Origin of the sequence: Treponema medium (genome assembly GCF_017161265.1) — a bacterium.
Taxonomy (GTDB): Bacteria; Spirochaetota; Spirochaetia; order Treponematales; family Treponemataceae; genus Treponema; species Treponema medium.
On record NZ_CP031393.1, the window covers coordinates 1921829 to 1941683 of the forward strand.

Consider the following 19855-nt stretch of genomic DNA (forward strand, 5'->3'; position numbering starts at 1 on the left):
TTTCGATTAGATGTCAAGGCTTTCCGTTAGATTTTTACGTGAGTAAATACTTTATCCAAACCTCGATTTATGATACTATGCGCGGATGGAGTACCAAGTAACGGCGACACGGCGCAGGCCTCAGCGATTTGAAGATTTATTAGGGCAGGATTTTGTTGCGGCGACGCTGCAAAAATCTATTGAAGCGGGGAAAATAGCCCATGCGTATCTTTTTTCAGGTCCGCGTGGATGCGGTAAAACCAGTTCGGCACGTATTTTAGCAAAGGCACTCAACTGTGAAACGGGAACGGTCGCTACTCCTTGCGGAGTTTGTACCTCGTGCCGCGAAATTACGGCGGGTTCAAGCATCGATGTTATCGAGATAGACGGCGCATCAAATACGAGCGTCAACGATGTGCGGCAAATCAAGGACGAAATCCTCTTTCCTCCTAATACCAGCCGCTATAAAATCTACATTATCGACGAAGTTCACATGCTTTCCACGAGCGCTTTCAATGCGTTGCTGAAAACGATTGAAGAGCCGCCTCCGTATGTTATCTTTATTTTTGCAACAACCGAACTGCACAAGGTTCCGGCAACCATCAAAAGCCGCTGCCAGCATTTCAATTTTAAATTAGTTGATGTAGAAGTGCTTAAACAGGCATTGGCGGAGGCGGCAGCAGAGCTGCATATTGAAGCTGACGACGAGGCGCTGTACTGGATTGCGCGTGAGGCTACCGGAAGCGTACGCGATTGTTACACTTTGTTCGATCAGGTGGCTGCCTTTTCGGACGGTCATATCACCTTTGAAAAAATACAGAGTACGCTCGGTTTAACGGGTACCGATTCAATCGGCGCCTTGCTGACTGCTTGCGTTCAAAAGGATGCCGCCGCCGCGCTGCTCACCCTTGATACTATTCTGCAAAACGGAGTTTCCACCGAGCAATTTACGGTAGACTGCACCAACTATCTCCGCAGTCTTCTCTTGATACAACAAGGCATTACAAAAGAAGCTTTGATAGGACAACGTGCGGAGCGATTTCCGCAGGAAATACTGACGGGATGGGGTGCGCAGCAGCTTGAGCGCGCGCTGTATCTGTTTTTGCAGCTTTTCAGAGATCTCCGGTTCTCGCTCAATCCTCGTTATGAACTGGAATTAACGGTTTCCCGCCTTGCGTGGCTTTCCGACTATGTTTCTCCAAAGGAACTGAAAGAAGCCTTTGATGCGGCTCAAGCGTTGCTCGCGGGCGTACCTACGGCGGTTCAATCGGCAACCAGAGCACTGCCCGGCAATGGGGCGCCGCAAAAAGGCGGGGCTGACTCCCCTTTTTTAAGACCGGCGGCTTCTCTTCGCTGAGGGCTGCCGGTACTTACGGAAACACCGCATCGGCCGGGATACCGGTGAATGCTCCGGTCGGAATAGCCGGTACACCGCAGATAGGGATATCGGTCAATACTCCGATAGGTTATACTCAGCATCCGGTAACCGGAGCTGTGCAGCAGCAACAGGATGTACAGCGTCCGGCCTCCGGAGCGGAGCCGGTGCAGCGGAATGTTCCGTTATCGCAGGAGGTTCCGCAGATTCAGCCGCCGCCGGTGCAGCAGATTAACCCGCTGACAGCAGGACGTCAGTCGTCCGCAACGGGATATCCGCTTTCAGCAGTACAGCAGGTTCAGCCGCCAATAGCGGAACGCCAGTCTCCAGCGGAAACCCCGCCGCCGCTCCGCATACACAACATTGCTGAACTCAAAGAGGCGCTCGTTCAGCATTTGCTAATAGAGCATACGATGCTGTCGGCGGCAGTCGCTAAAACGCTCAACTGGTTCGAACGAGACGGTGTGCTGTATATGTCCGTTCATACCCCTTTTGAAGTACAGCAGCTGCAGCGGGAAAAGAATATCCTAACCCGAAAGACGGCTGAGCTCTACGGCAAAGAATTAAAAATACAAATAACACTCGCTCAAGAAGAGACGGTGCAAAAACTGTCCGTTCCTGCGCGGGTAGAGATGGTACTGCGTAATATCAAGGGCAGTATCGTTGACATACAGAAAAAAGCAGTTGCAGAAGAACCGGAGGAAGAATAATGAATATAAATCCGTTTGAATTGATGAAAAACGCAAAAGATTTGCAGACTCATTTCGGAAAAATGCAAGAAGAACTGGCGGAGCTTCGCGTGCAAGGCGTTTCGGGCGGCGGCTTGGTGAAGGTAACGCTGAGCGGTACCTTCGATATGGTAAAAGTCGAATTGGATCCCATCGCCGTCGATAACCGCGATATTCCGATGTTACAAGACCTGATCCGCTCCGCTCATACCGATGCAATAGAAAAAATTAAGGATACATTGAAGGAAAAAATGGGGCCGCTCGCTGCGCTTACGGGAGGAATGCCGTCATAATGAATGCGCTCGAAGACCTTATCGACAATTTATGCCGCCTGCCGGGTATTGGAAAAAAGAGCGCAGCCCGGCTCGCATATCATATCCTCAAGCAGGAACCGCCATACGCGCACCGGCTGGCGGACAGCCTCTACAGGCTTCACGACAGTATTAAACCGTGCCCGATATGCGGCGCTTTTACCGATCAGGACGTGTGCGCTGTTTGCAGCGATCCGGGACGGGACGGCTCCTGTATCTGTGTAGTGGAGCAGCCGCAGGATGTCTATACCTTGATGAGCATGGGTGAATATCGCGGGCTTTTTCACGTGCTCGGCGGTGTTATCGCTCCGCTTGAAGGCATCGGGCCGGAACAGCTCCGTATCGCAAGCCTCGTTAAACGTATCGGCAACGGTACGATAGTAAAAGAAGTGATCCTTGCAACCAATCCGACAATCGAAGGGGATACCACCGCTCTCTATATCCAAAAGGTGCTGCGTGATCTTCCCGTCGAGGTTACCCGTCTTGCATCGGGTCTGCCGGTCGGCGGCGACTTGGAGTACACCGATAAACTGACGCTGATGCGCAGCTTCAAAGGTCGGATAAAGATATAGGGCTCCGCTTGACAAAGCGGAGTATTATCGATATACATCAAATGATATTTAGTAATCTATGCGGTATTGTGCCGTCCTCTAAAAGTCATCTATAAACGTAATTGTACAAAAGGTCTATCATTAGCAAGAATAAAGTTCTGCGGTCTTATTGCCAATATGAGAGGCGGGATACTCTTGGTATAGTATAAAAGCAAAGGAGCAGTGTATGAAAAAGGCACGTATTGGAAAAACAGCATTAGTAGCAGCATTGATAATGTGCTTTACAGCCTTATTTACGACGTGTAAGAACAATATCGGTTTAGGCGGTCAGATAGATATTCTTCCGCCGATTGGGGAGATTACCTATCCTGATGGGGGGAGGGGCAATACGCGGTTCATTTGACTTAAAGGGGAAGGCGAACGATGACGATGGTATCCAATCGATTTCGGTTGTTTTTGAAAACATCAAAACGAAACAAAAGAGCCAAGTATATGACGTCGGAGGATTTAGCAAAGGCAGCGCCTCGGTAGAGTGGACGGTTCATATAGACAACGAAGCGAATGAAAATGGATACGCTATTCCCGACGGTGAATATGAAGCAATCGTTACCGTTACCGACAAGGGTGGAAAGCCATCTAAAATTACAAAAAACTATAAAATAGACAATAGACCTCCCCAAATAGAAATACTGAGTCCCGATTTATCTAAAAATCAGAGCGGTGATTTTACGATGCGCGGATCGGTTATTGATATACCCAGCGGTGTAAAAAGCATAAAATATATCGTCGGTAAACAAGATAGCAGCGATATAACGAAAAAGCCTGATGAAACCATTGCAGAGTGGAAAGCGTTTGACTTATCGGGAGATACATGGGCTATTACCTTTACCGATGCGGATAATATCACGCAAAAAGCAAAAGCCGAAAGTCTCGGAAAAAAGGTAGACGGGCTTGCAGCGGGAGTAGAACTGTATGATATTCCACTCTTCTTTTTAGTGGAAGATAAAGCAGGCAATGCCGGTATTGTCAGTCACATAATAAGAGTAGACCCGAACGGAGATATTCCTGAAATAACGGTACGATCGCCTGACGCGGATAAAGTTTTAGGCGGTACGATCCGTATTTGGGGAACAGTGAGCGTGCCCAATCCTGCAGCGGGAGTGGTCAAGGCGGTGATGATTCAGATTACCGATAAGGTAGATGCTTCCGATAAACCGGATTTTAGCGAGAGTGCTGTATTCGGCAGTACTGACTGGTGTCCTTCTGAGGGGAAACAATTATCATATACGGAGGGAAGTCCGTATTGGTCGGTAGAAATAAACAAAAGTAAAGAATTTGACGCTTCAAGCGGTACGCAGCGGGTTATTTGGTTTAGATTGCGTGGTAAAAATGATAAGAATATTGCCGGTCAATGGACAGCGCCGATTAAAGTTACCATCGATAAAGCGGCTCCGACCATTACCGGTATGAAAGTTGCAACGGATGGTAATATCAACACGCCCATTCCATCATGGCCGATAGACCCTGAAAACCAAGACTATGTTTCAAATATGTGGATAAAGGGAGATGATCTTTATTTATGTGCAGATTTATCGCATGATGCCGGTATCGAAAGAATAGATATAAGCGGTACCTATATCGGTCAGGATGTCTCTTTAACGGGAAACAGCGAAATAACCGGCTATAAGCTGCATAATCAGCAGTGTTTTGAACAAGACGGCCACAATTACAAAATGCGGATTCCGTTAAAGACGACGGCGAATCCCACAAATAATAACGGATTTACTATTAACGTTACGATAAAGGCTAAAAAACAAAAACAAGGAGATATAGACGGTTTAACCGCTTCAACTTCGTTCTCCTTTAAGTATGATAACAGTAAGCCTACAGCGGTGTTTGGCACGAAAATATATTCGTCGGGTATCGTAACGGTGAGCGGCACTTCGTTTACCGACACTGCGTTAAGAGGAAGAACAAATATCAGTACGTCAATGAAGCTTTTTGCTTCGGGCGAGGATATTGAAATTACCGCATTCGACAAGAATACCGGCAAGGTTACGCTTGCGTCTGCTCCGGTCAATCCTACAAAGGGGTATCTTATTTACAGCCCCATTGAATATTTGAAGCCTGACACGAGCGGTAAAGTGTGGGTATCCGGCGCTGCGTATGATGTAGGCGCGGGAGTTGAAAAGGTCAAAGTAAAATATGACGCTCCTTCTGCAACCGAAGTTGTTTTAGAGTTTCCGAGCGGCGTGCAAACGGATGTCGGTAACGGCGATGTCAACTTTGTAACATGGAAGGGTGAGATTAATGTAAACAGCTTTGCAGACGGTACGGGAAAAATCGTCATTACGCCGATTGACCGCGCAAATAATGTCTCTGCTCCGATTAAAGTACCCGTAAAACTTAAAAAGGAGCCTTTGAGGATAAGTGCTGTAGCATTGGGAACGGATATGAACCGGAACGGTGCTATCGCGGATGTCGGCTCTACGGTGGTTGAAACCAAAACATTGGCGCTGACATATAACGCAGCAAATCCTGACGGTATCGACAGTGAAAAATACGATTGGCACGGTAAAGCTGACGGCGGTACGTTTAGGTTTAAAAACAATACGTCGCACATTAAAATTGGAACCGGCGGCGGAAGCGGCGCTAAAAAGTATACACTGAAATGCGTAACAAACGGTACTGACATTCGGAATCTAACTGCTTTACCTTCAGATGGTGTCATTACGCTGAATGCGGCTGATTTTACTAAAATAGGTCAAAGTGATGACCTTGCCACAAGCGACCCAAAAAAGCGTAAACTTCTTCTTACCGTATGGGATTCCGCACAGGGGGTTAACCTGCGGTACCGATACGTGGATGGCAGAGCTGGAACTTGATGTTATTGTAGATACGAAGGACAGAGTTGCCCCTACAAACGAGATAGACCCATTTAAGTGGGTTTCCGAAAGCGAAAACAGCTTGTACGGCAACAGCCGCGATAACGGACACATCGAAATAGGAGCCGATTTACCAAGTACTTTTAACCAAGCAAACGGTCTTATGGACAAGGATGATAAAGTTTCCGGTAAAATAAGCATTACGGGAACTGCTCATGACGATCAGGTTATTACGGAAATTTGGGCAAAGATCGACGGCTTTACATTTACCGGTGTAGCCGGCGCCGTTTTGGGAGGCGAAACGAAACTGGCGGCGTATAATGCTGCAAACGGTACTTTTACGGTAGAATCCGGTAATGTTGATACAGACGGTTGGAAGTTTACGGTTGTATCGAATGAGTTCAGCGTAGAAAAAGGTCATACCGTTAAATGGCAGCTCGATTGGGATAGCTCAAAGATAGCGAACGGTGTCGGAACCGATAAAACCATTACGATAAGGGTAAAAGATACGGATCAGACCAATACGGTTGCAAAAAATCGCAGAGTCGATGTAGTGCCCTTTATCACTTCCATTGCAAACACAGCCGGAGAAGGTTTGAGCAACTCGGTTATACGCGGTTCCGACGGTACGTATTCAATGAATTATTCGGCAACCGAAAAAATGACCGTAAAAGGGTTTAACTTGAAGCCTGCAAGCGGTGATCCGACAGCAACAATAGGCGGGGTAACAGCAACTGTTTCGGATGTAAGTGGTAATCAAATTAAGATAAGCAAAAAAGCTTCAAAGTCGGGCGACTTGGTTATTACGGTAGGTACCGTTGAAAGCATCAACAACATGGTCGACATTACCAAGCCTTACAATCAGGAAAAAGACATAACTAATCCCTCTTCCAATTTGTGGAATGTAAAGCGCGAGCTGGTATTTTGGCAAAATACACAGGTGTGTACTTCAAAAACCGACCAAACCTTTTACTATCCTTCAATGGTGATGAGCGGAGATAAGCCCATTTTTGCTTACTGCAATAACAATGACGGATTTACATGGAGAACTGACAACGATTCTACCAGTTATCAAAAAGGCGGTAAATGGTTTGCACGGAATGCAGTGCTTGCAAAAACGAGTGACAACAAGTACATGATATTAAGCAATGAAGATAACTTTACGTATGGATATTCCGGCTATTTGTATCTTAATTCCAATGATAAGGGCTATAATTTTCCAAAGTCTGCATTAATAGGATATGAGGGATATAATACCTCTTATGTATCACAGGACGGATTTATAGAGCTGTGTAATACATCATACGGTAATAGCGGGTGGGATAAACCTTCGCTAAATCGGTTTAAGTATCCTAATTTAATTGTAGATGGTTCCAATAATTCGGCACAAATCTATATTTCCTATTACGATTCAAAAGCACAAGAAATCCGCTTTTTTGCCTTTAAGAAAACCGGTAATGAAACAACAAATTTATCTGAAGCCGGTCCTCAATATGTTGAGCCCAGAGGTTTGGCAAAGAACGGTAATCTTGTTCTTCCCAATACCACCGGAGGCAAATCTAGTGAACACACCGCTATGGCAAAGGTAGGTAGTGAAATTTATATTGCTTACTACGATGCTGCTTCTACAACGCTTAAACTGGCGTATTCAAAAGCACCGCTTCTTACGACAGGTCTTGCAAACACGGCTGCCACATGGAACACGCTTGAAGTCGATAACGGTACGCTTACCGGGCAGTATGTTTCTATGGCTGCTTCCGGCACAAAACTCTACATCGCATATCACGATGCGGCAAACGCTGCGCTTAAATTGGCGGTTGTGGAAACAAGTGGTGCCGCAGCGGCGGTTACGAGTAAGGTTATAGTTGATGCGTATCAGTCGGTGGGGTATAAAACGGGCATTACGATGGTAAACGGATTACCGTATATCAGCTACTACAACAATGCACAGGCGGGAACAAAGAGTACGATTAAGCTTGCATATCCGAAAAATACCGCTTCTATTGGTCTAGCCGGTGCAGATACAAATGGTGCCTTTACCGGAAACTGGATTTCGATGTATATTCCGTCGATTGGCGTACCCAATGTAAGCATCCCCGAATTCAACCGACTTATGATAGACAACTATAAGGTTGGTACGACAGATAAGCCGGTACTTGCATGGCTTGGAGAGCCATTTATTGAGTATACTAAGATGAAGTAGCGGAGCGTAATGCGCGGTTTGCCCCCTTAATTCAGATTGATGAATTAAGGGGGGATGCGAGTAGGCGCTTTTGTAAAGTAAAATAAAAGTTTTAGGTATCGCTGTTAAAAAGTTTGGTTTTTAACAGCGATGACTTTTTTTTGTACTATCTTTTTTAGCGGTATTGTTCTTTCATCCACAAAAAATTGTCGGCTATTTTGTTCCATCGTAAATTGTGTTTATGTGGAATACAGTCTTCCTGCCAATACCACCAAAAATAACCGCCAATATAGCGGCGGTTATAGGGAAGCATACGATAATATCTATCTGCCTGCATATTGAAAGTTTTTCCGGCGTTGTGTGGTTTTGCAAATCCGCATTCGCCGAATCCAAGCCAAGAATTAGGAAATATGTTATACAGATTTCTGAACATACTCTGCCATTCTTCATGCTTACCGTCATTATCATCGTCATAGTAACTGACTAACACATAATCAAGTGTATTTCGCATATCAGGTGGAATATAGTTTAAAAGCCAGTCTTCCATTGTTATACTTTGAGAATCCGGATCAGCCATATATGCGGTAAGTGCTGTTGCAAAACCTTGCTGATGTATGTATTTCCATGCCGTATAAATTTTCTCGGCAATCAATTCCTCCGAACCGCCTAACCATCCTTCTCCATTGACTTCATTTCCGATTTCCCAAATATCTACGTACGGCGTGAGATGTGCCACACATTCGGCGAAGCGCGCTTTATAGGATTCGGCTGTTTTATAAAAAGCCATATCATACGAATCGCATGGACAAAGCATAATATACGAGACTTCGTGAATACTTGCCAGAAGTGAAACAAAATCAGCCGGCTTTCTATCGGCATCAATAACGATACGTGCGGTCGGTTTTACCGGTAATGCTTTAATTGCATCTATGATAGCTGTGATAGAATGCTCTGAAACATCGTCAAGCGTTATGCCATACAACGGAGAGGGAATATAGCCTTGTATTTGTGCATCCAGTGCTGTAGTGGTGTAGGTGGACAGTAGTAATATAAAAAATATTATATGTCGTAACATAGCGTTGATACTAGCATAAGAAGCAGCTCTGATACAATGTAAGAAAACTGTCCCGCTCTAAAGGCTGGATAAAGATTTAAGCGGTGTAATAGTTCACTTCCATTCTTAATTGGTCAGCAAGTAGATGCTCTCTTCAATCAAATTGAAAAAACACGCCTTTTGGAACTCGAATATCTCTGCAGCGGAAAAGGTATCGCTGAAAATCTCTTCGGTTTCTTTCATCAATGCGCCGACGCTGCGCCGGTCGATGGGGAGCCCTTTTCCGGTTAAGAGGTTTTCAAACTCTTTACTTTTTATCAGCTGAGTGCCGCCGAACAGTAATTTAACATCGGAAAGCAGGTTTTTCTGCGTACGAGCCATAAATACAAAAGAGGCGGTATCGGCAGTAATATGACCGATCGGCCCAAGCCGCTTGTAATATGAAATGTTCCATTCTTCAAATGGAACGCGCACGCGGAGGATAATATGCGGGGTATGGCGCAGCACATTGCTGCTTTCGTCGCAATACTGAATGAGCGGCATCCAAAACGTTTCTTTCCGTGTCCGTATTTCGATCTTTGTATCAAGCGCGATTAACGGGATAAGACAGGAATTTTGCATAGGCGCTTGTGCGATGTTTCCACCGATAGTTGCAAGCGAGCGGACACCGGGATTTGCCGCAAGGGAAATCGCTTGATAAAGAATTTGCGGTACGTTTTTTTCTCCCAGTTCTAAAATGGTATTGAGGGTTGCGGCAGCGCCGAAGTCTATGAAGCGTTCCCGTTTTGCGATAGTTTCAAGTTCGGGAAGATTCTTTAAAAATAAAATCGATTCCGGCAGGAGGAAACGGTCGGTATGACAATCTTTGAGCAATCCGGTGGTGCCGGCAAGCGGAGTAATGTCGGTATTGTTCTGCATCAGCGTATACAGCTCCGCCATGTTTTTTGCGGTATTGACGATATAATTATTTTTCATGCCGCTTGCCTCTCTTTGATTTGCACACCTGTTTTAACGCCGCTGTGATTGAAACAATATCGGTACATCGGCACACAGTTCCGATATAGGCATTTCGTATTTGTTCGTCGGTGGGATTCCAGTGTTTTTGCACAATACTGTGAGCGGTTAAAAGGGTACCGGCGGAGCAAAAACCGCACAGTGTAATGCCTTCTTTTTCAAACGCGGTGATAATGTCCTTATATTCCTGCGTAGCGCTAAAGGCTTCAAGTGTAATAATATTTTGTCCTGCTACAGCAAAGATGGGAAGCATACAGGACGGTACCGGATGATTGTTTAATAACACCGTACAGGAACCGCAGGTACCCTGCATACAGCTTCTCCGTACGCTGAGAATGCCGAAATCCCGCCTTAACACGTCTGATAACCGCTCGTCGGCATCGGCTTCAATATCTACCGCTTCGTTATTAAGGTAAAATCGTATCTTCATGTTATTTTTTCCTCGTCAAAGCTTTAAAGAGGTGTTCCCTTCGGATTGGTAACGCATCTATCCGCGCAGGAACACGCAACAGTATTTGGTTCAACGCTGCAAGGTATGCAGCGGGCAGTATATTCAGCGCAGATGAATCGAACGCGCTCGTCGAATTTCTCCGTTCAGGAATATCCACGGAAAGGGGTGGCATCTCATTCGGCAGTATCATCCGGTATTCCGAATAGTGAAGAGGTGTATCATCAGTTTCAGCTGAAGGGAGCGCTTCCTTAGCGGTACGCGATAATGCTGCAGCAATATTTTTACGCAGATAGTTGAGGATCTGTTTTTTTTCGTAGATTTTTCCGGGACGGCATGCGAGCCATACTTTCCGGATTTGTATTTCATAGCAAACCGTGTCCATTTCGAGTTCGATAATACAGGCAGCGGGCGTTTTGGAAATAAATGGAACACTGTTTTTGCCGGTTTCATTTTCTAGCGATGGAACGTTTGACTGTGGAGCATCGAACGGCGGGGCATCGGACTGTGAGCCATCTGCTTGTGGAACATCGAGCGGCGGGGCATCGGACTGTGAGACATCCGATTGCGGCGTTCGCGTGCTTTTTAAAATGCTGATCGGGAGCGGATTGCGGAATCGCTGCTCCTGTAGATCGGCTAGGCATTGCTCAACAAGGGGAAGAACGATACCGGCGGTGTTGCCGGCAGTTGCAGGCCCGGACTCATTCATATCGGCAGTTGTAAGACCTGCAAAGGTAATATCGGATTCGGCAATGTCCAGTTTTTTTGCAGCCAGCTTCCTGATGACTTTCTTTAAATTATCCTCCGCCGGTTCCGCTTTAATTGAAAGCTGATTGTGAACATCCAGCGTCATCTCTGCCGTATACGTGAAATCTGCGGCGCATCCGCTGTATTGAAAGCCTGCGGCCAAGCCGATACCGCGCCATCGTCCATCCCGTTTATCAGTTTTACCTCGGTTAAAAACATTATACGCGGCATGTTTGCAGATAAAATCGCTTTTGCCGGTTAAGAGTTCAAAGAGATTTGAAAAAACGGCGCTGTAATCGTCCGGCATATTTTTTATACGCCATTCAGCCGGGGAGAGATTGTAATCCTGAATGATCTTGTTGATGTGGTTTTCTAATGCGTTTGACACATAGTAGTCGCCCCATCCCTCAAAAATATCAATAAGGCCTTCCGCCGTTTTTGATGCCCGCGCTTCTATCCGATAGTTCGGTACGGTATACGGTCCTAATGCGGCGGCGGTCATTTGTTTGAGTATATTGCCGATGAGCGGGCAGCAGGTGCCGGCGTTGACAATAATTGAAATCTGCATTGCGTCAATCGAATAAGTGTCTGATAGCGCCGATTTATGTTCGATAATCATCTCCGGTGTTTTAGGCGCTGCCGCCCTGCTTTCTTCCGCGGATAGATTGAGCGAAACGGTATTCCGCTGCAAAACCGCCGCAACAGCGCACTGACAGGCAAGGAGGGATGTGTACCATAAAAGCTCGTTGAATGTTTCGCCTGTTTGGGTTGGATGTACGACAACCGCTTCTTCTGCCAGTCCGGTTGCTTTTGCTACCGCCGTGCGGACGTGAAACGGCCATTGGGTTGGTACATAGACGTCAAGCCCGTCCTCACGGAACACTGTAACGGCGGAAAACGGCTCCGAACGGGCAGCATACTGCGAAGTTATTTTAAGCGATGAGAATACGGTTGAAGCGGCTGTTTCAAAGATTGAATCGATATTTCCCGAAGTTCGATCTTCCCGTGCAATAATAGGATAATCAAACAGCGTATGCGTCCGTCCTGCCTCAAAACTGTCTTCGGGTATCGGCTCAAGTTCTATTGTGATATCTTTCCGCAGCGCTTCAAGTGTTGCCGTATTATCGCCGGTAAGGATGCCGACGGCTTGTTCCTTATATTCTATCTCTCCTGCTGCAAAAAGAGGGATCGAGTGTTCAAATACTTCGATTGTTTTTTGACCGGGAATCTGTGCTGCTCCGTAAAAGGCATATCCTTCGGGTAAGAGCGGCAGATGTACGGCGGAAATGATCCCCGATGATACGGGGGCGCGGACAATCACCGCATAGCGCTGCCCCTCAAAGCTCATATCCGAAACAAATTGTTCTATCATATCAAACTTCCTGTCAAAATCCTGCTTTTTGAAAACTTTGGGAATGCCTCAAAAGTCGGTTCCTTTTTGCCATTCCCCGCGGTATCTTCTCTATTTGCGAAACTTTTTTGCGGTATCGATGACCATATCGATGACATACTGCACATCTTCATTAGTCATATCCGGCCAGAACGGAAGGCTGATGCTCTGCGCATAGTGCGCTGCGGCATTGGGGAAGTCCTGTGCGCGCAGCTCGTACCGTTCTTTCAGGAAGGTCAGTTCAAAGTGGGGGATAAAGTGAACTGAAATACCGAGTCCCCGTTCCTGCAGCGCGCGGGCAAAGTCATCCCTGCCGACGGAAAGCGTTTCCGGTACGATGCGGAGGATGTAGAGATGCCACGCATTGCCTTCTCCGTCCGGCGGAACTTGAAAAAAGTCGAGCGGTTTAAAGGCGCGGGTAAAGCGTTCGGCGATGAGCTTCCGTTTCCGGTAAAACTCTTCCGCTTTTTGCAGCTGTACCCTGCCGATTGCCGATAAGATGTCCGGCAGGTTGCATTTGTAGCCTTCCGCAACGACATCGTATTGCCAGCTGGCGTGTTTGTCGGTGTAGCGATCCCATATTGTGCGGTTGATACCGTGGGAGCGCATCAGCTTAATGCGTTCCGCCGCTTCGGGATTACGGACGCAGATCATACCGCCTTCTCCGGTTGTGATGGTTTTGGTGGCATAAAAAGAGAACACGCCCGCATCGCCGAAGGTGCCGCCGTAGCCGTCTGCCGTTTTTGCAGGAAAGGCATGGGCTGCGTCTTCAATAACCGCGACGTTGTATTTCTTTGCAAGGCTGTTAATCGCTTTCATATTACAGAGGTTTCCTGCGATATGGATAGGCACAATCGCTTTAATGCTTTTATCCTGCTTGAGTTTATCTTCGATTTTTTCGGGATCGATACTGTAGGAATCCGCTTCGATATCCGCATAGACCGCTTCTCCGCCAAGGTGCAAGGCGCTGGTTGCAGTCGATACAAAGGTGTATGGACTGGTGAGTATTTTGCTTCCCTTGCCGATTCCGAAGGCTTCCATAGCAAGCATCAATCCGTTTGATGCGGAATTGACCGCAAGCGCATACGGACTGTGTACCATATCGGCAAACTCTTTTTCAAAGGCGAGCGTTTCCTTGCCGGTCGTCAGCCAGCCTGAGTGCAGCACGCGGATCGCCGCTTCTTCTTCCCTGCGGTCGAACGACGGTCTAAAAAAGGGTATCTCCCTTGCGGGATTTTGTTCGGGTGTATTCATGATTATATCTCCTATAAAAACTTCCGTATCCGATATTACTATTTTTGAAACTGCGGCCTCTTATCAACCGTGATCAGTTTATCAGTTTTTGCCGTTTTCCGCCGTTTTCTAAACCACGGCTTTTTCCAGAGCTGTTTCCGTTGCCGTTTTCTTCGTTCGGCAGGGGAGAGCCATTCGAGCGGATGTTCCATATACACCACCGCTTTTTTACAAAACGCGGGGTTGAACCGGTATGCGGTGGCGGAGATGAGCGCAATTGCTAAGAAAAGCGCAGGAAGCCAGTCCTTCCATTGCGCATAAAAAGTCCGGCGGTAGGGATAGATCGGTACCGAAACGCTCAGGGAATCTGCGGTAAAGAGCGGAAGGCTCGCGGTAACGGTTCCGACGGGATCGACAACGCAGGTATAGCCGCCGTTGGTAGAGCGGACAAGCGGCGTTCGCAGTTCAATTGCACGGAAATAGGCGACGGCAAAATGTTGATATTCCGCGCTCGCCGTTTTTGACCATGAATCATTGGTCAGATTAATTAAGATATTGCTTTTCTGATTATGCAAATCGGCACAGAGCGTTGGAAAGGCATCCTCAAAACAGATGGGTGCGGCGAACCGGATATCATTTCCGTTTTGTGCGGTAAACGTCATCGCTTTATATTCCGTTCCCGGCGCCCATCCCGATGAAAAACCGACCAGCGAGTCAAAAAAACGCTGCACAAACGGATGGTCAATAAAGGGAATGTATTCCGCAAAGCAGATCAGCTGTATCTTTGAATAGGTGTCGAGCACCGTACCGTCGGGTGCAATGAGATAGACGGCATTCGAGTATTTTTCTCTTTCGGCATCCTGAAAAAGCGGAGAACCCGTTAAAATCGGTATATCCATCCGCTGCAAAAAATCGGTGAAGGACTCTTTAAAGGGAAGCTGCCTATAATAATCTTGAAATTGGTCATAGCCGTATGCAAGGCTACTCTCGTTCCATACGATAAGATCGGGTTTAACCGGCGATTCGGTAATTGCCTGCTCGGTGAGTTGTTGAGTGTTATAGAGGTTATCAAAAAACAGATCGAGACCGGAGACCCACGGGTCGGTGTTTTGCTGCACTAACACAAGATTGAGGTTTTGCTGCGGCGTCCTTTTTTGATATATGCGAAAAAGTCCGTACCCATTGATCAGCAGCAACAACGCAGCCGTAAATGCCAGCGGTCGTAGCAACGGTCTGCCCTGCGGTTTGGAAAAACCGGCGGTTAATCTTGCCGCTGCCCTGATTATTTCTGCAAGGAGCGCGGAAATCAATGCAATAAGGAAGGTAATTCCCCATACGCCGGTAATATCGGCTATTTGAATGAGCGGACGCAGCGATAGCGTGGTCATCGAAAGGCTGCCCCATGGATAGGCGACAAAGCCGCTGCCCTTAAACCATTCCCAGAGCGTCCATAAACCGGCAAATGCAAAGGGGCGCAGACTCAATGGTAGTTTCATTCCATAATAGAACCAGTGGCCGAAAAGAAAGCCGAGGAACAAATAAGCGACGCTGGAAGCGCCGAGCGTAAAAATTGCAAAGTTTTCAAAATATGCCAGCCAAAAACTGGAACACAGGTGGACAAAAGCTATCAGGGCGCCGAACATCAATGCAGTGCGTCTTCGTGTAGGGCTGATGCAAAATGCGGTATATAACGGTATCAGTGCAATGATACCGAACAGCGCCGATCCGAAATGGAGATATTCATTCGATATTCCTAATGAAAGCAGCACCGCAGAGCATAAAACCGCTAAAAAAGATGAAATAACCGACATAATTTTGCAACAATTTAATCATTTTTCTTGAATTGTTTCAATATAAGGGATATTATAGAGAGTATGCAGAAGATTCTACCGTTTCATGTAGACGAATATGGAGATGAGCCGGAAGTAACCGTTGCAGTTCCCGGGCGCTTTCACCTTTTAGGCGAACATACATGGTTTGCACAGGGCAATACGCTTTCGATGGCGATCGATCATTATCTGTATCTTTGTGTTTCAAAAAGGAAAGATTCTAATTATCGCTTCCTTTCTTTGTCGCTTAAAGAGCGGAAAAAAGTTGCCGCCGCAAACTTGCGGTATCGTAAAGAGGACCGTTGGGCAAATTCGATAAAGGCTGTTATTCTTTCCTTCATGGATCAAGGGATTGAGATGACAGGGCTCAATTTTACCATCCTTTCCGAAATCCCTGCCGATGCAGGGCTCGGTACGCCGAACGCACTCAAGGTTGCGACGGCAATGGCGTTGCGGAAGGTGTTTGCGCCGCGGCTTACGAAGGCTGACCTTGTCGATATTTTGGAAAATGCGAATGTGCAGCACCTTAAAACCTATCCCCACCGTGCGGATATTTTGTGTGCGCTCTATGCAAAGGCGGGACACTGCATACGGACAAATCACCGGCGGAAGACGGCCGATATTTATCCGTTTCCTATCAGCAACTACCGGATCATTTTGACGGATTCTCGGGTTCCCCGTCTGTTGGCACGGGAAGAGCTGAACCATAGAATCCAGGAATGTATGGAAGCCTACGAGCGGGTTAAAAAGATGCCGGATATTCCCAATGATTTCAGTAAGCTTGCCGAAAGCGATCTTGAAGAGCTTGCCATCCCGGAATCGGTACGGCGGCGGGTACTCTATATTATCCGCGAATCGATAAGTGTTGATGACGCTATCGGCGCCTTAAAGAAAAACGATTGGGTGGTGTTTTCGCGTATTGTAACACGCTCTCAAGAGAATTTGCGCGATCGCTTTGAAATTTCCTGCCCCGAATTGGATTGGCTTGTGAAGCGGGCTATGGAATTTGTCGCTCCCGATATGAACGATATTGTGTGTTCGCGCCTGACGGGAAGGGGATTCGGCGGATGTACGTACAGTATTTTAAGAGCGGATGATATCCAAACCTATATTGAAAAACTGGGCGACTATGAACGAATTTTCGGATTTAAGCCTTTGTATTATAAAGTGAAACCTTCCGGCGGAGTACGCATACTATGATGGAGAAACGAAATGGATACGGTTCTTAAAGAAGGCATACAGCTCTATCGGGAAAATCGGTATGAAGAAGCGCTTGCCGCATTTTTAAAGATATCGTCTAAAGATGTTGAGCTCAATTTCGATTTGGCGTATTATATCGGTCTCTGTTATGCGAGCCTTTTACAATATGACGATGCGCTTGTCTATTTGGAACAGATTATCACAGCCGGGACCGATATCGCCCGCGTATATCAGTGTCGGCTTATTCTGGCCTTTATTTATACCAAGACAGGCCGTGCCCGTTTGGCAGAGTTTGAGCTTTCAAAGCTTTTGGATGCAGGATACGATTCTCCGCAGGTGCATACTTCGATGGCGTATTTGGCGTATGAGCAGGATAAAGTAGACAAGTCTTTGAGTCTTTATGAGAAAGCGCTGGAACTTGATCCGGATAATTCGACGGCGCTTAACGGGCTTGGCTACATCCTTGCCGATACCGAAAAAGATTTAACTCGGGCTTTGATTCTGTGTAAAAAAGCGCTCGACGCACAGCCCGATAATCCCGCTTATTTGGATTCGCTGGCGTGGACATATTACAAGATGGGCTTTGATACCGAAGCCCGTTCATATATCCAACGGGCGGATGCACAGCTTCCCGGTAACGAAATAATTAAGCGCCATCTGCAGCTTATTATGAGCAGATAATTAGGTTCATTGTGAAAGTGGCCGAAGACTTCATGTTTTTAGAAAATTGTTAAAAGGATTAACTATCATGCGTATGAAGAGACTATTGCAAACAGCCGGTTTAACACTGTTTTTATTGTGCCTCGCTACGGCGCTGCCTGCGCAGACCAACAGCCTTCAACCCCGCCTGAGTTCCGCCGATAGAGATCATGGATTTGAAGAATTCCGCCGCGGCGTGCAGGCGTATTACCGCGGAACCTTTAACGAGGCTATCCTGCTATTTGAAAAAGCTCTCACGCATATTCCCGGCGATCCGCTCATCTTGGATTGGCTCGGACAAGCCTATTACCGCTCCGGTATAGAGGGGGCTGCACTTGAGCAATGGTCGGCAGCGTCTGCCTCAGGATACGGCGGGCAGCTTTTAAAAAACAAAATAGAGGTTGTGAAAGAACGACGCAGTTCTCAGCCCGATTTTGCGGAATCGGTACGCTATGTGGAAACCGCCGTATTTGAATCCAAACATGGATCGGAAGTCTTTTTTAAACAGCCGCTTTCAGTTGCGGCAATGGGGGACGGCAGTTTCTGGGTGGTTGCCTACGGTTCCAACGAATTGGTACACTTCGATATTAACGGCATCATACTTGACCGGACGAGCGGCCCCTTGCAGGGCTTTGACCGTCCTTTCGATATTTTACCGCTCAAAAACGGAAATCTCCTTATCTCAGAATTTGCTGCCGATCGGCTTTCACTGCTTACCAAAGACGGAAAATTCATTAAGTCGTTCGGCACAAAGGGCAGGGGAGACGGACAGTGCATCGGCCCTCAGTTTTTAGCGCATGATTCTTATGGAAATATTTTTGTAACGGATTTCGGCAACGCCCGCGTCGTTGTGTTTTCTCCGGACGGAGAAGGTCTTTTTACCTTCGGGCAGCGTAGCGGCATATTCCCGGGCTTTACCGCTCCGGCGGGTATCGCAATCTTGGACGATTTAGTCTACGTTGCGGATTCGGTAAAAGGCTCTATCTATATATTCGATACGGCGGGAAACTATATCAGAACGCTGCTGCCGGACGGAAGTGTCGTGCAGGCGGAGTCGATGCGGGTATGGAAAAACAACTTGCTGGTGTCCTGCGCCAATAAGGTGTACTTGGTCGATATCGGATTAGCGAGCTTATATACCGTTGCGAGTTTAGGGAATGCGCCCGCCCGTGTAACCGCGGCAATTCCCGATGCCAACGGCAGTCTTTTGTTAGCCGATTATAAAAACGGAAATATTCAGGTTTTTTCCCATATCAACGAACTGGCGGGCGGTTTGTTTGTCCGTTTCGACCGCGTCTATGCCGATAAGTTCCCGACGGTTACCGTCGATGTCCGCGTAGAAAACCGGATGGGGCAGCCGGTGGTCGGTTTAACGGAAAATAATTTTTTCCTGACCGAATCGAACCGGCAGGTTAATGACTTTACTTTAAAGGGCGCCGCCTACCTCAATACCGGCTGCGATATTGCCGTTGTAATCGAGCGCTCTCCACAGTCGGAAAAAGAATTGGAGCTGGTTAAGACGGTGGTAAAAGAATTTGCCGAGGCGATGCAGGGAAAAGGGAAAATTTCCGTTGTGTCGGCCTCTCAACTGCCGGTGCTGGAGGGAAAATTTTCTCCGGAAGCGCTTTTATCGCAGCCGCTTAAATTAAAGGCGGCGTGGTCGCCCGTATGGAACTGTGATCTTGCGCTGCGGTTGGCAAGCGGAGAGCTTATTAATGCGGCTCCCAAGCGGGCTATCGTGTTCTTATCGTTTGAAGATATCGGTTCCGACAGCTTTAAGCAGTACAGCTTAAACGATCTTGCCGCATATATGACCAACAACGGTATCCGTTTTTATACGGTTAATCTAAAGCCGCGGACATTGCCTCCTGAGCTTTCGTATCTTTGCACGAAGACAGGCGGAATGAGTACGTATATCTATGCCGAACAGGGGCTTTCTCCGATTATTGAAGATTTAATCGCCAAACCTATAGGCTCGTATCAGCTAAGCTATACCTCTACATTGCCAACCGACTTCGGCCGTGCCTATTTACCGGTAGAGCTTGAGGTACGGCTTCTAACCCGTTCGGGAAGGGATGAAACCGGCTATTTTGCCCCGCTGGAATAGAACCGTCCGTGAATAGTCGGCGTATTTTGTGCTTTTGCAGAACAATACGCCGATATGACGGAACAAACTGTAGGGAACCTCTAAAAATCTCATTTTTTAGAGATGCTCAATAGTATCGAATCC

Annotated in this window: 16 protein-coding genes; 10 read left to right on the forward strand and 6 right to left on the reverse strand. The window is 47.0% G+C overall.

All coding sequences use genetic code 11. The features are described 5' to 3' along the window. Positions 1–85: 85 nt before the first annotated feature. The 7 genes from dnaX (at position 86) to DWB79_RS08455 (ending at position 8032) form a co-directional block, all read left to right on the forward strand. Complete coding sequence (dnaX, locus tag DWB79_RS08425) at positions 86–1336, forward strand: DNA polymerase III subunit gamma/tau (protein WP_016523613.1); 1251 nt, start codon at positions 86–88, stop codon at positions 1334–1336. 44 nt (positions 1337–1380) lie between these two features. After that, positions 1381–2064, forward strand: a complete 684-nt coding sequence (locus tag DWB79_RS08430) for a hypothetical protein (protein ID WP_016523614.1) — start codon at positions 1381–1383, stop codon at positions 2062–2064. Continuing rightward, positions 2064–2375, forward strand: a complete 312-nt coding sequence (locus tag DWB79_RS08435; protein ID WP_016523615.1) for a YbaB/EbfC family nucleoid-associated protein — start codon at positions 2064–2066, stop codon at positions 2373–2375. Before DWB79_RS08430 ends, DWB79_RS08435 begins: the two co-directional genes overlap by 1 nt. Next, entirely contained in the window at positions 2375–2965 is a 591-nt protein-coding gene (gene recR, locus DWB79_RS08440; protein WP_016523616.1) for a recombination mediator RecR, read from the forward strand. Before DWB79_RS08435 ends, recR begins: the two co-directional genes overlap by 1 nt. Positions 2966–3170: 205 nt before the next feature. Then, the gene (locus DWB79_RS08445) at positions 3171–3347 is read left to right on the forward strand and encodes a hypothetical protein (RefSeq protein WP_206180995.1); all 177 of its coding nucleotides are present in this window, start codon (positions 3171–3173) and stop codon (positions 3345–3347) included. Continuing rightward, on the forward strand, positions 3316–5829 hold the full coding sequence (locus tag DWB79_RS08450) for a hypothetical protein (RefSeq protein ID WP_206180997.1): 2514 nt from the start codon (positions 3316–3318) through the stop codon (positions 5827–5829). Before DWB79_RS08445 ends, DWB79_RS08450 begins: the two co-directional genes overlap by 32 nt. Continuing rightward, a complete protein-coding gene (locus tag DWB79_RS08455; RefSeq protein ID WP_156831509.1) occupies positions 5810–8032 on the forward strand; it encodes a hypothetical protein in 2223 nt (740 codons plus the stop codon). Before DWB79_RS08450 ends, DWB79_RS08455 begins: the two co-directional genes overlap by 20 nt. Positions 8033–8186: 154 nt before the next feature. Here DWB79_RS08455 and DWB79_RS08460 read toward each other — a convergent pair whose 3' ends face one another. The 6 genes from DWB79_RS08460 to lnt form a co-directional block, all read right to left on the reverse strand. Beyond that, positions 8187–9086, reverse strand: coding sequence for a hypothetical protein (locus DWB79_RS08460; RefSeq protein WP_016523618.1), 900 nt, complete (start codon positions 9084–9086; stop codon positions 8187–8189). Between the two features lie 105 nt (positions 9087–9191). Beyond that, positions 9192–10040 (reverse strand): FAD binding domain-containing protein, encoded by an 849-nt coding sequence (locus DWB79_RS08465; protein WP_016523619.1) that lies wholly within the window; start codon positions 10038–10040, stop codon positions 9192–9194. Next, a complete protein-coding gene (locus DWB79_RS08470; protein WP_016523620.1) occupies positions 10030–10509 on the reverse strand; it encodes a (2Fe-2S)-binding protein in 480 nt (159 codons plus the stop codon). Before DWB79_RS08470 ends, DWB79_RS08465 begins: the two co-directional genes overlap by 11 nt. 1 nt (position 10510) lies before the next feature. Further along, positions 10511–12646 carry a molybdopterin cofactor-binding domain-containing protein gene (locus DWB79_RS08475; RefSeq protein ID WP_016523621.1) on the reverse strand — a complete coding sequence of 712 codons (2136 nt, stop codon included), beginning with the start codon at positions 12644–12646 and terminating at the stop codon, positions 10511–10513. Between the two features lie 90 nt (positions 12647–12736). Then, entirely contained in the window at positions 12737–13918 is a 1182-nt protein-coding gene (locus DWB79_RS08480) for a DegT/DnrJ/EryC1/StrS aminotransferase family protein (RefSeq protein WP_016523622.1), read from the reverse strand. A gap of 38 nt (positions 13919–13956) precedes the next feature. Continuing rightward, positions 13957–15708, reverse strand: a complete 1752-nt coding sequence (gene lnt / locus DWB79_RS08485) for an apolipoprotein N-acyltransferase (protein ID WP_016523623.1) — start codon at positions 15706–15708, stop codon at positions 13957–13959. A gap of 63 nt (positions 15709–15771) precedes the next feature. Between lnt and DWB79_RS08490 the strand changes: the two genes are divergently transcribed. The 3 genes from DWB79_RS08490 (at position 15772) to DWB79_RS08500 (ending at position 19732) form a co-directional block, all read left to right on the forward strand. Continuing rightward, on the forward strand, positions 15772–16926 hold the full coding sequence (locus tag DWB79_RS08490; protein WP_016523624.1) for a galactokinase: 1155 nt from the start codon (positions 15772–15774) through the stop codon (positions 16924–16926). Between the two features lie 12 nt (positions 16927–16938). After that, a complete protein-coding gene (locus DWB79_RS08495) occupies positions 16939–17607 on the forward strand; it encodes a tetratricopeptide repeat protein (RefSeq protein WP_016523625.1) in 669 nt (222 codons plus the stop codon). 67 nt (positions 17608–17674) lie between these two features. Beyond that, entirely contained in the window at positions 17675–19732 is a 2058-nt protein-coding gene (locus tag DWB79_RS08500; RefSeq protein WP_016523626.1) for a hypothetical protein, read from the forward strand. The last annotated feature ends 123 nt before the right edge of the window (positions 19733–19855 follow it).